This is a genomic window from Nocardiopsis sediminis, assembly GCF_042650565.1.
In the GTDB taxonomy this organism is placed as follows: domain Bacteria; phylum Actinomycetota; class Actinomycetes; order Streptosporangiales; family Streptosporangiaceae; genus Nocardiopsis_B; species Nocardiopsis_B sediminis.
Window position 1 is genome coordinate 71,360 of record NZ_JBHSBH010000007.1, and the last position, 14,153, is coordinate 85,512.

Genomic DNA, 14,153 nt, shown 5'->3' on the forward strand with positions numbered 1-14,153 from the left:
TGCCGGCGCCGGCCGGTATCCGCCGTGTCCTGGGCGGGGCACCGAGCGCCGTCGGCTTCCGTTGTTCGCGGCCTTGCGTCGCCGCGCCCATGGGGCGGGCGGGGCGGAAGTCGCGGCCGCCGTACGCAGTCCAGGTAACCGGATGGCGCGCTGACCAGGAAGGCCGCGGTTATCGGGGGTACAGGCTCAACCTCCCTTCCCGGCGATTCGTGCCTATGGTGGATGGCATGGACCCGCTACCCGACAACCGCTCCGAGATTCGGGACTTCCTCGCCACCCGGCGCGCCCGGATCTCCCCGGAGCAGGCCGGGCTGCCCACCGGCGGCCGGCGCCGGGTGCCCGGTCTGCGCCGTGAGGAGGTCGCGCTCCTGGCGGGGGTGAGCCCCGAGTGGTACACGCGCCTGGAGAAAGGCCACGTCAGCGGGGTGTCCGACGACGTCCTGGACGCGGTCGCCCGCGCGCTGCGCCTGGACGAGGACGAGCGCACCTACCTGTTCGACCTGGCCCGGGCCGCGCAGCCGCCCGGGCGCTCGCCGCGCCGCCGCAAGGCCGTCGACGTCCCGCCCCGCGTGCAGTGGCTGCTGGACTCCATGACGCTGTCCGCGGCGTTCGTCACCAACGGCCGCCTGGACATCGTGGCCACCAACGCCCTGGCCCGCGCCCTGTTCGCGCCCGTGATCGACAGCCCGACCGCCGAGGGGCACGATCGTCCCAACTTCGCCCGGTACTACTTCCTCGACCCCGGCGCGCGCCGCTTCGTCGAGGACTGGGAGGCTGCCGCGGACATCACCGCGGCCCTGCTGCGCGCCGAGGCGGGCCGCTGCCCCAGCGACAAGGCGCTGCGCGAGCTCATCGGCGAGCTGTCCACCGTGAGCACCGAGTTCCGCACCCGGTGGGCCGTCCACGACGTGCGCATCCATCACGCCGGTGTCAAGCTCTTCCACCATCCCGACGCCGGGCGCCTGGAGCTGATCTACCAGCCGCTGGACCTGCCGATCGCCACCAACGAGGCGCACTCCCTGACGATCTACACCGCCGAGCCGGGCACCCCCGACGAGGACCGCCTCAAGCTCCTGGCCAGCTGGGCGGCGCCCCCTGCTGGGCAGGAGGACCCGCCCGCTGTCCGCGGGGAGCGCCGGGACGGCGACGCCGAGGTGGGCGACCCGTCCCAGTAGGCGCGCCCGGCCGGGCTCCGGGCCCGGGGCGCGGCGGGCTGGAAGCGCCTCGTGCACACGCGCAGTGCCCCGGCCCGGCACCAATGTCCGCACGTGCCGTGAGGTGTTCCACGGGCTCGCGTCGCTTCCCGTTCTCGGAACGCAGAGGTGCGGCCGGGCCGGTCTGCGCCGCCAGGTGAGACGGTGCGGACCAGCGAGATGGTCACGGGACGAGCACGAGCTTCCCGCCGGGTCGGCGGGACTGACTGAGCTTGGCCGCCTCGTGGATCTGGCCGAGCGGGTAGGTGCGGCCGATCGACACGGCCAGTACGCCTTCGCCGGCCAGCCTGGCGAACTCGTCCAGCCGGTCGTAGCTCATCTCGATCCGGGTGATCCGCACGCCCAGTCCGGCCGCGGCGGCGAAGTCCGAGACGGTGACGACACGGTCGGGGTCCCCGCTCAGCTCGACGAGGGTCGGCAGCGAGCCTCCCGCCGGGCTGGCCCGGCCGGGGCGGTCGACCCGGCCGCCGCTCGGGGCGGCGTCCAGCACGCGGTCGACGCGACCACCGGCCAGCGCGGCGACGCGTTCGGCCATGCCGTCGCCGTAGGCGGTCACCTGGGCGCCGATCTCTTCCAGCGCGGCGGCCCGTGCGGGCCCGGCGGTGGCGATCACCCGGATACCCCGGTGCAGCGCCAAGCGCACCGCCGCCTCACCCACGGTGGAGCCTGCGCCGTGGACGAGCAGCAGCTCGCGCGGCTGGATGCCGAGGTCGTCGAGTGCGTGCCACGCCGTCTCGGCCGCCATCGGCAGCGCGGCGGCCTGCTCGGCGGTGACGCCCTCGGGGATGGGTGCCCAGGCCTGCATCAGCGCGTACTCGGCGGCACCGGCCGTGGGGCCGTCGAAGGTCGCCGGGCCGAATACGCGGTCGCCGGGGGCGACGCCGGTGACGCCCGCACCGAGCGCGTCGACCGTGCCCGCGACCTCGAGGCCGAGCCCGCGCGGCAGCGGTGGCAACCGGTCGGCGAGGAGGCCGTCGATCACCGACCAGTCGCCCGGGTTCAGGCCGCACGCCCGCACGGCGATCCGGATCTGGCCGGGTCTCGGCTCCGGTTTCGGGACCTCGCGGAGCACGACCACGTCCGGGGACCCGAATCGGTCGAACTGAAGAGCCTTCATGACGATCTCCTGTTGATGACAGCATCTGTTGTCATCGACCGTAGCACGGTGATGACAGCATCTGTTGTCGTATCGTGGTGGGCATGCCACGATGGGAATCCAACGCACAGGGCCGGCTCGAGCAGGCGGCACTCGAGCTGTTCGAGACGCAGGGGTTCGAGCGCACCACGGTCGCGCAGATCGCGCGTGCCGCCGGCCTGACCGAGCGCTCCTTCTACCGCTACTTCCCCGACAAGCGGGAAGTCCTCTTCGCCGGCAACGAGCTCGAGACCCACCTCGTCGCCCAGGTCGAGGCGGTCGACCCGGGCGTCACGCCCATCGAGGCGCTGCTCACCGCGCTGGGGACCGCCGATGAGATCTTCAGCTCACGCGAGTTCCTGCGGCGGCGCACCAGGGTGATCGCCGCCAGCCCGGCGCTGGCCGAGCGCGACCTGATCAAGCTCGCCGACATCGCCCGCGCGATGGGGCGAGCGCTCGAGCGGCGCGGTGTCGAGCGGGGCGAGGCGCGCCTCATCATCGACGTGGCGGTAGCGATCTCCCGGCGGGCCACGTCCCGCTGGCTGGCCGACCCGGACGCGACCCTCTCCGAACTCGTCGCCCAGGCCGCCGCCGAGCTGTGTGAGGTGGTCGCACCGTTGGCTCCCACGGTCCGCTGAGTCCGCGGGCTGAAACGGCCCGCCCGGGTGGTGGTGTGTTCGAGATCCGCGGTCGACCGCTGGGTCACGGTGGTTTACAACGCGTGACTTTCACCCTCGAATGCCGCCAACGAGGTGATGAAGCGCTCGGCCGCGGCGTCGACCTCGGCGGTCGGGGTCAGCAACCTTTGCAGTAAGAGTCCTCGCAGACTTGCGGTCGCGATGATGCTCTGCCGCCTGGCGTCGGTTGCCGTAGCGCCGTCGCGAAGAGCGGCCGCTTCGAGAAGGTGCGCCAGGCCATCGATGTCGACGACGAGCTCCTGGAATCCGTCGCGTTCATAGACCGCGAGCCCGACCAGGTGGAAGAAGGCACGGATGCGATCTTCGTGCGCAGGGTCCGAGTAAAAGTCCCAGATGGCTCTGCACAGGGCCACGAACCCGAGTTCGTTGCCGGTCGCGGCGATGACGAGGTTATCGCGGCGGCGCGCCTCTGACAGCACAGCACGCAGCAGACCCGGCCGCGACCCGAAGTGATAGGTCAGCAACGTGTGGTGCACACCGAGCCGCTCTGCTACTTGGCGCATCGACAGGTTCGGGCTGGGGCCGTTCTCGCCGAACTCATCGAACAGCGCCTCCAGGAGACGTTTCTTCCCTGCCCCCACCGGCGATCTCACGTTGCCTCCGTTTGACGGTTTCACCACTGTTGAGTACGTTACCGCACAGTCAATTCACCACTGTTGAGGACGGTGGGTCCGCAACGCGGGACCGCATCGCCGGAGTCCGTCAACGCATGGCGACAGCGCTGGACATCTCTCGCGCGGCGGACCTAGGGAGAAACTCGATGAGCGAGATATTGCACGGCTGCTTGCCGGACACGGAGTACCTGGAGGTGACCGCCCGGTCAGGGCACCGCTACGGCGTCTGGGTGACCACGCCCCCCGGTTATGCGGACTCCACGGATCCCCTACCGGTGATCTACGTGTTGGACGGCAACTGGACGGTCGGCCTCACCGCGCCCCTCATCGTCATCCAGGCGGACCCGTACCTGACGGTCGCCCCCTACATCCAGGTCAGCATCGGGTACACCGGTGAGGAGGCTGCGGCCTGGGCACAGATTCGCAACCGCGACCTCGTGCCGCCGGGGGAACCCATCGGTGACGACATGCGGGCCACCCTCGCAGCGGCTCGCGATGCGGGTTCGATGACCCAGGAGCAGGTCGACGCCTACCTCGCGGAGCTGGAGAAAAGCCACGCCGACGTCTTCCTCGACTTCATAACCGGCGAACTCCACCCTCACCTGCGGTCGAAGCTGCGTGTCAGCGGCTCCGGGCACGGCCTCTTCGGCTACTCCTATGGAGGTCTTTTCGCCCTCTACGCATGGCTGCGCGAGACGGGACTCTTCGCGAGCATCGGGGCGGGCAGCCCCGGTGTGGCCAGCACGGACAGCCAGATCTTCACCCTCGTCGAAGCCCTGCCGGAACCCGGCGAGGACGCAGCCGCTCCACGGCTGCACATCACGCTGAACGAAGCCGAACTCCTAGGAGACATTCCGTTCTATCGCGGAATGGCCCGTAACGTCCTTGCGACGGTGGAACAGCTGCGCACCCAGGGGCGGTCGGAGCAGGTTTCGCACGCGTTGTTGCAGGAGACGCACGTCTCCGGGCTGCAACCATCATTCCTCAGCTACTTGAAGACCTGCCACAGGCGCTAGCCGGCCGCGACCGTGACGTCGCCCGTGGCGGGGCCGGCCGTGTGCAGGGTGACGTAGGCCGCTCCGCAGATGGTCCCGGCCGACTCTCAGTCGCCCGGCGCTCCGCCGTCCGCGTCGGCGGCATCGGCGTCGGCGATGGGCTCGGGGTCCGTCGTCCCCGGGACCGCGCACAGCCCGGTCGCCGGGTCGCAGTAGCCGTCCGCCTCGCCGTGGACGAGCAGCAACGGCCGCGGGGGCTCGGGGACGGTCTCAGCCATGGACCTGCTCCCATGCCTGGTCGATGGCGTCGGCGTACTGGTCGGTGCTCACCGCGCCCGGGATGCCCAAGCGCTCGCCGAGAACGGTGAAGGGCACGCCCCGGGCCCCCAGCCGCAGGGCGTCGTCGTGGTCGGCCCGGACGGCGTCGGCGTAGCGGTCGGTGGCCAGGACATCGCGGATCTCGTCTCCGGGGATGCCGAGTTCCTCCCCGAGCCGGATCAGCGTGGCGTGCTCGAAGGCGTCGGCGTTGCCGCCGAACACTTCGGCCTGCATCGCGCGCAGGTACTGCCAGGCGACGCCGTGCTCGGCGCCGAGGTGGACCAGGCGCAGCATGTCCATGGTGTTGCTCGCGGGCCGGTCGGATGTGTAGGGCAGGCCTTCGGCGGCCGCCTTCGCGGCGACGCCCTCCTCCATCGCGCGCGCCTGGGCGGGCGACACCCCGAACTTGTTCGCGAGGTAGTCCAGGGTGGGGGCGGTGGTGGTGGGCGCGGTGGGGTCGAGCTGGAAGGTGTGGATCCGCAGCTCGATATCACCGGCGTGCGCGGACGCGGCGATCGCCTTGTCGAGGCGCTCCTCCCCGAGGTAGCACCAGGGGCAGACCACGTCCGCCCACACATCGATCCTCAGCCGGGCAGAGGTCGCAACCGCCGACGGTTCCATACCGGGCCGCCCTTCCCATAACTTGATCCGTCACTCAAGATGAGACTCTAGCACCGAACTTGAGTGTAGGGTCAACTTTCATCGCCCGGCATCGGTCACCGGCAGCGATTCAGCTCGTTGAGACCCCCGAATCCTCCTGCGCGGCGGCGCCGAACCACTTCTCCAGGCTGTCGAGCAGATCGCGCTGGTCCTCCCCGGCCCACGCCACATGGCCGTCCGGGCGCAGCAGCACGGCCGGCACGTCCAGCTCCTCGCTGGTGTCGACGACGTGGTCGACCCGGTCCGCCCAGCCCGCCGCCGAAAGGCGGCCGGTCTGGTCGAGGAGGAGTCCGCGGCCGCCGTGCAGCAGCGCGTAGAGGCGGCCCTGCTGCAAGCCGATGTCGCGCAGCCGCCTGCCGAGCAGGTCGTGGCCTTCGCCGAAGTCGTAGCGGACCGCGACCGCGGTGACGAGCCCGGTCACGTACCGGTTCACCTCCTCGAAGTCCATCAACTCCGCGAACAGCCCGCGCAGCGCGGTCGCGCCCGGACCGGTCCCCAGCAGCGTCATCTGCGCGCGGGTGTTGTCGAGTACGCGGGCGCCCACCGGGTGGCGTTCGGTGTGGTAGGTGTCCAGCAGCCCCTCCGGTGCCCAGCCGCCGACCGCGGCGGCCAGCTTCCAGCCGAGGTTGAACGCGTCCTGGACACCGAGGTTGAGCCCCTGCCCGCCGGTCGGCGGGTGGATGTGCGCCGCGTCGCCGGCCAGGAACACCCGGCCGGCGCGGTAGCGCTCGGCTTGGCGGGTGGCATCGCCGAAGCGGGAGAGCCAGCGCGGTGAGTGTGCGCCGAAGTCGGTGCCCGCGGTGGCCCGCAGCTGCTGCCGGAATTCCTCGATGGTCGGCGCGGCCGTCCGATCCTCGGCCACCCCCTCGGCGGGCACGCCGACGCGGTACACCCCCTCCCCCATCGGTACGGCGCCGAACCGCAGCTGGGTGCGGCGGACGTCGGCGACGACGGCGGCGACCTTGTCGGGGTCCTCGGTCAGCTCCATCTCCCCCAGCAGCGTCTCGACCGTGGAGGGCTCGCCGGGGAAGGCGATGCCGAGCCGGTTGCGCACGGTGCTGCGGCCGCCGTCGCAGCCGACGAGGTAGCGCGAGCGCAGGCGCGTGCCGTCCGCCAGCTCGACGCTCACCCCGTCCTCGTCCTGGCCCACCCCCACCACGTCGCCGCCGCGCCGGATCTCGGCGCCGAGTTCGAGGGCCCACTCGTTGAGCAGCCGCTCGGTGACCGGCTGCGCGACGGCGAGGCCGTAGGGGTGGGCCGTGTCCAACCGTTCCGGGAACGGCTTGCTGACGCCCGCGAAGGGGCCGCCGACCCGGAACTTGTCACTGACGGCGAGGAACCGGTCCAGCAGGCCGCGCTGGTCCATCAGCTCGACGCTGCGCACGTGCAGCCCTTGCCCGCGCGACTCCCCCGTCGGCGCGGTCAGCCTCTCCAGCACGACCACGTGCACGCCGTGCAGCCGCAGCTCGGCGGCCAGCATCAGGCCGGTCGGCCCGCCGCCCACCACAATGACATCGATCATGAAGCCCCCCGTTCAACTGAACCGCATTCCGGTCATCCGCACCGCGCGCAGCGCTTTTCGTGACGCGCGTGTCCTGCGGATTCCGACCGCGATCGACGATTCTGCGGCATGCCCCGGGTCTTGCCGCAAGCCCCCGGGTGCGCTATACGTTGAGAGTGGAGGGGAGTGTTTTTCCTTCCCTCGATCTGCGTCCCCCGGACGGACGACCTCCTCGCGCGGCCCCACAGCTTTTCGACCGGGCAAAGCAGCGTGTTGTCCGCTCACCGATGGCCCCGTCTCATGGCCGCCGGGGCGCAAGGTGGGTATCAGCCGGTCGTCCACCGCCGGAGCTTGTCGGGGTTGCGCACGGACCAGATGTGGGTGATCCGGTCGTCGGCGATCTCGAAGGCGATCACCGACACCGTGACGCCGTCCTGCTGGGCGACCAGGCCGGGCCGGCCGTTGACCGTGCGCTCCAGGAGCGTCTGCTGGCGCAGGACGGGCTGGATGCGCAGCAGGAAGCGCGCGATCTCGTCGGCGCCCTCGATCGGGTGGAGCACGGTGGTGGCCCGGCCGCCGCCGTCGCCGATCGCCGTGGCGCCGGGGTCGAGGAGGCCGATGAGGGCGTCGATGTCGCCGGCGTCCAGGGCCTGTTTGACGTTCCTGACAATGCGGGCCTGCCGGGCCGCCGGAACCGCCGTCGAAGCCTGCGCGGCGCGGATGCGGCCGCGGCCCGATGAGGCCAGCTGGCGGCAGGCCGCCGGGGTGCGGCCGACGATCCGGGCCACCTCGGCGAAGGGGTAGCCGAAGACGTCGTGCAGGACGAAGGAGACGCGCTCGGCCGGGGTCATGGCCTCGAGCACGACCAGGAAGGCCATGCTGACCGATTCGTCCAGGGTGACCCGGTCGGCCGGGTCGGATGTGGCCACGCCCGGCCGCCCGCTGATCCACTCGGTGCGGTCGGGCAGCGGCTCAGGGATCCACTCCCCCACGTAGCGCTCGCGCCGGGCCCGCGCCGAACCGAGCATGTCCAGGCAGATGCGGCCGGCGACCCGCGTCAGCCAGGCACCGGGGGACGCGATGGCCGCCTGCTGCTCGCGGGACATGGCGTACCAGCGGGCATAGGTCTCCTGGACGGCGTCCTCGGCCTCGGCCAGGGAGCCCAGCAGCCGGTAGGCGAGGTTGATCAGCTGCCGCCGTTCGCTGATGACCGCGCTCAGGCCTGCGTCGGTCCCCTCGTGTGCCGGCTCTGCGTGGTCGGTCATGGTTCCGGTCGCCCCCTGTGTCGGATCCGCCCCTCGTTCCTCCGACGAGACAGCCCCCGTGATTGTCAGGCCGGCGCGTCCCTGACGTTTCGGCGGGTGGTGTCGTCGTATAGGTGACCGGCCGGGATTCCACACCGAAGATAAGGGGGCGGGCAGCGATGCCGACACAGCACGAGGTGGACGAAGCCGCGATCCGGCGGCACATCGACGGGATCGTCGAGGGGATCCGCGCCAAGGACCTGGAGGGCCTGAAGCGCCTGTATGCAACGGACGTCGTGTCCTTCGACGTCGAACCGCCGCTCCAGCATGTCGGGGTGGAGGCGAAGCTGAAGAACTGGCGGAACGTGTTCACGTTCTTCGAGGACGTGGCCTACGAGGTGCGCGACCTGGCGCTCACGGTGGATGAGACCGTGGCGTTCGGGCACTGCTTCGGCCGGCTCAGCGGCACGCTGAAGAACGGGACGGCCACGAGCGGCATGTGGGTGCGGGCCACCTTCGGCTTCCGCAAGATCGACGGCGCCTGGTCGATCACCCACGACCAGGCGTCGGTGCCCTTCGACATCGCCACCGGCAGAGGGGTGACCGATCTGGAGCCGTGAGGGACGCCTCACGCAGATGGACACCGGCCGGGCCGGCCGGCGCCGGCCCGGGTCCGGCTTCGCGGCGCGTCCCGGGACGCGCCGTGAGGCGCTCCGGCCTCCGGCCGGGACGGTGCGCCGGTGAGATCGCTCAGGCGTGCGGGGCCGTGGCCCGGATGCCGGCGAGGACCACGGCGACGATGCGCTCGGCGTCGGTGCGGGTGAACGAGCGCATGCCGCGGTTGACGATGAGGTGGGCCGGGCCGGAGATCATCTCGCCCAGGAAGGAGCCGTCGACCGGCGGGAGTTCGCCCCGCTCGACGGCGGTGTCCACCCGCCGCCGCAGGGCGGCCACGCGCTGGTCGAGGATCCGGGTCACCGCCTGGACGGTGGAGCGCTGGCGGGCGGGCTGGACGGCCTGTTCGAGCGCCCGGCCGAACGGCGTCTCCAGGCCGCGGGCGAGGGCCAGCAGGAAGTCCACCAGGTCGCGGTGGATGTCGCCGGTGTCGGCGATCGAGGCGAGGTCCTCGGCGTAGCGCAGCAGGGCTTCGACCACCAGCTCCTCGCGGTCGGGCCAGTTGCGGTAGACGCTGGTCTTGTGCACGCCGGCGAACTCGGCGACCTCCTCGTAGCGGAAGCCCGCGATGCCGTCGCGCGCCACCAGCTCGGCGGTCGCGGCGAGGATCTGCTCGCGCACCCGCGCGCTGCGGCCGCCGGGGCGCCGTGCGGGCGGCCGGTCGGCGGTCTCGTCGGCCATCGCCGCGTTCACCCCCTGTTCTCTGCTCCGCTGCCGATTCTGGCCAGGTGCGGCGTTGCGGTGCAAGCCGACCGCAAGTAGCCTCCATTAAAGCAACATATTGTTGCTTTAGTATTCGGTGCCGCGGCTGCGGCCCATCCGCCGACCGCACTGCTCTGCACCTCCCCTCTCGCCCACCGGCGGGCCGCCACCGGCCCGACCGGTACATTCCGCCTGGCCACGCTTGGAGCACCACTGTGAACATCCTGATCTCCGGAGCCGGTATCGCCGGCCTCGCCGCCGCACACGAACTCGGCACCCGCGGACACGACGTCACCCTCGTCGAATACGCCCGCCACCTCAGGACCACCGGCACCCCCATCGACATCCGCGGCGACGCCATCGAGACCGCGGAGAAGATGGGACTCCTCACCAAGATCCACGAGCGACGACTCCGCATGACCGAATCCACCTGGTTCGTCGACAGCGCCGGGCAGCCGGTGGCCCGCATCCCCGTGGCCCAGATCAGCGACTCCGACGACGACATCGAGATCCTCCGCGAGGACCTCGTGCACATCCTCGCCGACGCGCTCCCCGGTACAGCGAAGATCCGCTTCGGCGACGCGATCGAGGCACTGACCGACGACGGTGACGGTGTCGACGTGCGCTTCGCCTCCGGCCGCACCGGGCGCTACGACCTCGTCCTCGGCGCCGACGGCCAGCACTCCGCGGTACGCCGCCTGGTGTTCGGGCCCGAGGAGGACCACCTCCGCCACCTCGGCGTCTACATCGGCCTCGCCGCCCTGCCCGCCGAGGCGCACCCCGGGGGCGCCAACGCGATCTACAACGTCCCCGGCCGGATGGCGGGCACCTTCCGCTACAAGGACGCGGCCGTCGCGGTCTTCCAGTTCCGCTCCGAACCCCTCGACTACGACCGCCACGACCTGGACGCCCAGAGGAAGATCCTCATCGACGCCTTCGCCGGTCACCGGTCGTGGCGCATCCCGGAACTGCTCGATGCGGCCTGCGACGACCCCGACTTCTTCTTCGACTCCGCGGGCCAGATCCACCTGCCCTCCTGGCACCGCGGCCGGGTCGCCCTCGTCGGCGACGCCGGGTACTGCGCGGCCTTCCTCTCGGGCCGGGGCACCTCACTCGCGCTCACCGGCGCCCGCATCCTCGCCGAAGAACTCGACCACTCCGGCGGCGACCACACCGCCGCGTTCGAACGCTACGAAGCCCGGCAGCGCCCCTACGTGGCCTTCGCCCAGAACAGCGTCGACGGCGGCCGCGACCGCATCCTGCCGACCAGCTGGGCCGCCATCGCCGCCCGCAACGAGGCCCTGCGAGCAGCGGGAACCGACGCGCTCTGAACCCGGCGCAACGAGACCCAAGGCAAGGCATCGTCCCCCGACGTGCTGGAGAGAAAACCTCGTGCAGAACACGCTGGAAGAGCCTGATCCCACCGCCCGGGAGCACCAGGAGCACCGCTGGAGCAAGCGGCTCATCCTCTGGGCGTCCGTGCTCATCCTCGCCAACGTCCTCGCCGACACGGCCATGGGCTCCCCCATGCTGGTCATCAACCAACTGCTCGCGCACTTCGACACCGACCAGATCGCCTGGCTGAGCCAGAGCGGGCTGCTGTTCGGGGCCATCTGGTCGCCGCTGCTCGCCAAGACCTCCGACCTCTTCGGTCAGCGCCGGGTCCTCGTCATCACGCTGCTGACCGCATGCGCAGGCGCGCTGGTCTGCTTCGCCGCACCCAGCCTCTGGATCTTCCTGATCGGGCGCTTCCTCCAGGGCACGGCCCTGGGCTCGATCTTCATCACGGTGGCCCTCGTCCGCCATCTCTGCGCCCCGCGGGTGGCCATGCCCGTGATCGGGCTCGTGACGGCGGGCGCGTCGATCGCCGGGATCATGGAGCCGCTGGTGATGCAGCCCATCGTCGACGCCTTCGGCTACCGGAGCGTGTTCGTCGCGGCGGGCCTGCTCGCCGTGGTGGCCGCGATCAGCGTGCGCGTCGCCATCCCCGAAACACCGGTCCGCAGCACCGGCCGGATCGACTGGGGCGGGGCTCTGCTGCTCGGCGGCGGGATGGGCGCCGTGCTCGCCTACATCAGCCTCGGAGCGGACTCCGGGTGGCTGTCCGGGGGCATGCTCGTGCTGCTGGTGGCCGGGGCGGCCTCGCTGGCCGGCTGGGCGGTCCTCGCTCTGCGGGTCGCCGACCCCATCGTGGACATCCGGGCACTCAGCCGGCCGATCCTGCTGACGCTGCTCGCCCTGGTGCTGGCTGCGGGCTCCTTCCGGGGCATGCTGCTGCTGACCTCGACCATCAGCGGGGTACCCGCCGACTGGGGACTCGGCTACGGGCTGGGCGACGGAGAAGGGACGGCGGTACTCCTGTCAATGGCCCAGCTGGGCATCTTCGTCGGCGGCACCGTCGCCGGATGGGCCGCGGGGCGGTTCGGGACCGTGAAGCCCTTCCTCGCCGCCATCGTCGTCGGGACGGCGGCGACCTTCCTGATGCTGGCGGGTGCGTCGATGTTCCCGCTGGCACTCGTCTGCGGGGCCACGGTCGGCATGGCCGCCGGCGCGATCTCGACATCCGGCTACAACCTGGCGACCGACCTGGCCCCGCCCGAGCGGCAGGGCACGGTCTCGGGGCTGGTGTCGGTCATGTTCGCCCTCGGGTCGGTCCTTTTCAGCTTCGCCGGAGGCGAGATCCTCAAGGCGACCCGAATCCCCGATGGGCCCGTGGTCGACGGCGCCCAGGTGAGCTCGGCGACCGGCGTGTACCTCTACATCCTGATGGCCGGGGTGGTCTTCGCACTCGCCATCGTGCCCGCGGTCAGGCTGATGCGCAGGCGGCCCGCCGCGCCGACGGCGCCCGAGGCGCCGGCCGTGCCCGGCGCACCGCAACGACCGGAGGCGCCGGCGGCCGACGGGTAGGCACGTCACCGGCGACCGCCGGGATCACCGATAGGGCCGGAGGCGATCACCGAATCCGCGCGATGGTGACCGGTGTCCAGTCGGTCCGCTCGTGCTCGGCGCCGTGGTGCTCGTTCCGTTCGATTCTCCGCGAACCCGTGCGGGACGGCCGTCCTCGCTCCCGGATCAGGCCGGGTCCGGATCACCGGCCGCGCCCGCCATGCGCGCGTACTCGGTGGGGGTGAGCCCGTACCGGTTCTTGAAGGCGCGGCTGAAGTGGCTGCTGTCGGCGAACTGCCAGTGGGCGGCCAGTTCCGCGATGCTCGGCCGGCCCGGTGCGGTGAGGAGTTCGAGCCGGGCCTGTTCGAGCCTGCGGCGGCGGATGTAGCCGGCGACGCTGTCGCCGACCGCCGCGAAGGCCCGGTGCAGTGTGCGCACGGAGACGTTGAGCTCGCGGGCCAGCATCGACGGGGAAAGGTCCGGATCGGCGAGCCGGCTGTCGGCGAGGTCCTTCGCCGCCTGGGCCAGCGCGGGGCCCAGGTCGGGCTCGGTGCCGTCCCCCTGCTGCCGCAGCACCCCCTTGACCAGCTCGAGAAGGGCGTTGCGGGCGGCCAGCGCACCGGCCGGGGCGAGTTCTCCGGCGGTCTGTGCGACCAGGTGCAGCTGGCCTACGAGCAGCCGCATCTCGGCCGAGGATGCCGGCCCGGCGATGAGCCGGTCCCCGATCAGGTGGGACAAAGGAGAGGCGGGCAGAATGAGCACGGTCGCCCTGGCATCGCGCGCGTCCTCGAACGTCGGCGGGCCGGTGAGTTGGAGCATGAAGTGGCCTGCGGGGACGGTGTGCTCTCCCTGGCGCGGTCGGGCGAATCGCCACGTGTTGCGCCGAACGACGCGCATCACCACGTGTTCGGTCTGCTTGTGCGGTTCGTCGGCGTGGGTGCCGATGAGCGAGGCGCTGTCGACGTCGGCGATCACCGCGTCATGCGCGGTCAGGGCGCGGGCGCTGATCCGGAAGTCGCCGGTACCGCCCGGTGTGAAGGCGGGCGCCGGAGTCGGTGTGCCGAGCTGCTCTGCCCAGTCGCGCCAGAGGGCGCCGAAGCGCTCCATCTCGGCCTGGAGGGACATGGCGACCGCGGCGGACGTGTCGCTACGTCCGGATCCGTCCGGCACTGTCATTCCTCGCCTTGCCCCTTCCGTGGCGTTGATGTCCTATTTGCGTGGCGCTGGTGTTCGAGCGTAGACGGTGTCGCGTTTCCTAGCGTGATCACAGCCGGCCGGGCGGCGCCTGCGATGACAGGGCGCGTGCCCCCGGTCGGGCGGCTGCATCTGTGCCGCGGCCTCGTGACGCCATTGACGGGTTCTGCTCCTGCCCCCACGGAGCCCGTGCGGATGGCGACCCGGCGCGGCAGGGCGGCCGTCGCTACGAACATCGGGAAGGACGATCATGTGTTCGGCGAATGCGGTCGGCGATCTGGACCGCCGCCTCGGGGAAAGGCTACGGGCTGACCGAG

At 71.4% G+C, this 14,153-nt stretch carries 14 protein-coding genes; 6 read left to right on the forward strand and 8 right to left on the reverse strand.

Annotated features, from left to right (window positions below; genetic code table 11):
* Positions 1–227 precede the first annotated feature (227 nt).
* Positions 228–1,175, forward strand: coding sequence for a helix-turn-helix domain-containing protein (locus tag ACFOVU_RS09295; protein WP_378531871.1), 948 nt, complete (start codon positions 228–230; stop codon positions 1,173–1,175).
* 202 nt (positions 1,176–1,377) lie between these two features.
* Here ACFOVU_RS09295 and ACFOVU_RS09300 read toward each other — a convergent pair whose 3' ends face one another.
* Positions 1,378–2,331 (reverse strand): NADP-dependent oxidoreductase, encoded by a 954-nt coding sequence (locus tag ACFOVU_RS09300; RefSeq protein WP_378531873.1) that lies wholly within the window; start codon positions 2,329–2,331, stop codon positions 1,378–1,380.
* Between the two features lie 83 nt (positions 2,332–2,414).
* Here ACFOVU_RS09300 and ACFOVU_RS09305 point away from each other — a divergent pair, with 83 nt between their 5' ends.
* On the forward strand, positions 2,415–2,987 hold the full coding sequence (locus ACFOVU_RS09305; RefSeq protein WP_378531875.1) for a TetR/AcrR family transcriptional regulator: 573 nt from the start codon (positions 2,415–2,417) through the stop codon (positions 2,985–2,987).
* Positions 2,988–3,061: 74 nt separating this feature from the next.
* Here the strand turns inward: ACFOVU_RS09305 and ACFOVU_RS09310 are convergent, their stop codons facing one another.
* On the reverse strand, positions 3,062–3,640 hold the full coding sequence (locus ACFOVU_RS09310; RefSeq protein ID WP_378531877.1) for a TetR/AcrR family transcriptional regulator: 579 nt from the start codon (positions 3,638–3,640) through the stop codon (positions 3,062–3,064).
* Between the two features lie 167 nt (positions 3,641–3,807).
* On the opposite strand from ACFOVU_RS09310, the gene ACFOVU_RS09315 reads away from it, so the two are divergent.
* Positions 3,808–4,677, forward strand: a complete 870-nt coding sequence (locus ACFOVU_RS09315; protein WP_378531879.1) for an alpha/beta hydrolase — start codon at positions 3,808–3,810, stop codon at positions 4,675–4,677.
* 86 nt (positions 4,678–4,763) lie between these two features.
* On the opposite strand, the gene ACFOVU_RS09320 is transcribed toward ACFOVU_RS09315, so the two are convergent.
* From ACFOVU_RS09320 to sigJ, 4 genes are all read right to left on the reverse strand, one after another.
* Entirely contained in the window at positions 4,764–4,934 is a 171-nt protein-coding gene (locus ACFOVU_RS09320; RefSeq protein WP_378531881.1) for a hypothetical protein, read from the reverse strand.
* Entirely contained in the window at positions 4,927–5,550 is a 624-nt protein-coding gene (locus ACFOVU_RS09325; RefSeq protein WP_378531882.1) for a DsbA family oxidoreductase, read from the reverse strand. The genes ACFOVU_RS09320 and ACFOVU_RS09325 overlap by 8 nt, the downstream gene beginning before the upstream one ends.
* Positions 5,551–5,704: 154 nt before the next feature.
* On the reverse strand, positions 5,705–7,156 hold the full coding sequence (gene rox / locus ACFOVU_RS09330) for a rifampin monooxygenase (protein WP_378531884.1): 1,452 nt from the start codon (positions 7,154–7,156) through the stop codon (positions 5,705–5,707).
* Positions 7,157–7,461: 305 nt separating this feature from the next.
* On the reverse strand, positions 7,462–8,400 hold the full coding sequence (gene sigJ / locus ACFOVU_RS09335; RefSeq protein WP_378531886.1) for an RNA polymerase sigma factor SigJ: 939 nt from the start codon (positions 8,398–8,400) through the stop codon (positions 7,462–7,464).
* 158 nt (positions 8,401–8,558) lie between these two features.
* On the opposite strand from sigJ, the gene ACFOVU_RS09340 reads away from it, so the two are divergent.
* Entirely contained in the window at positions 8,559–8,999 is a 441-nt protein-coding gene (locus ACFOVU_RS09340) for a YybH family protein (protein WP_378531888.1), read from the forward strand.
* 130 nt (positions 9,000–9,129) lie between these two features.
* Here ACFOVU_RS09340 and ACFOVU_RS09345 read toward each other — a convergent pair whose 3' ends face one another.
* Positions 9,130–9,735 carry a TetR/AcrR family transcriptional regulator gene (locus ACFOVU_RS09345; protein ID WP_378531890.1) on the reverse strand — a complete coding sequence of 202 codons (606 nt, stop codon included), beginning with the start codon at positions 9,733–9,735 and terminating at the stop codon, positions 9,130–9,132.
* A 236-nt stretch (positions 9,736–9,971) separates the two neighbouring features.
* Between ACFOVU_RS09345 and ACFOVU_RS09350 the strand changes: the two genes are divergently transcribed.
* Both ACFOVU_RS09350 and ACFOVU_RS09355 read left to right on the forward strand, forming a co-directional pair.
* Positions 9,972–11,087 (forward strand): FAD-dependent monooxygenase, encoded by a 1,116-nt coding sequence (locus ACFOVU_RS09350; protein ID WP_378531892.1) that lies wholly within the window; start codon positions 9,972–9,974, stop codon positions 11,085–11,087.
* A gap of 61 nt (positions 11,088–11,148) precedes the next feature.
* Positions 11,149–12,663: an MFS transporter gene (locus ACFOVU_RS09355; RefSeq protein ID WP_378531894.1), complete on the forward strand. Its 1,515-nt coding sequence runs from the start codon at positions 11,149–11,151 to the stop codon at positions 12,661–12,663.
* Between the two features lie 165 nt (positions 12,664–12,828).
* Here the strand turns inward: ACFOVU_RS09355 and ACFOVU_RS09360 are convergent, their stop codons facing one another.
* Positions 12,829–13,812 (reverse strand): helix-turn-helix domain-containing protein, encoded by a 984-nt coding sequence (locus tag ACFOVU_RS09360; RefSeq protein WP_378531896.1) that lies wholly within the window; start codon positions 13,810–13,812, stop codon positions 12,829–12,831.
* Positions 13,813–14,153 lie beyond the last annotated feature (341 nt).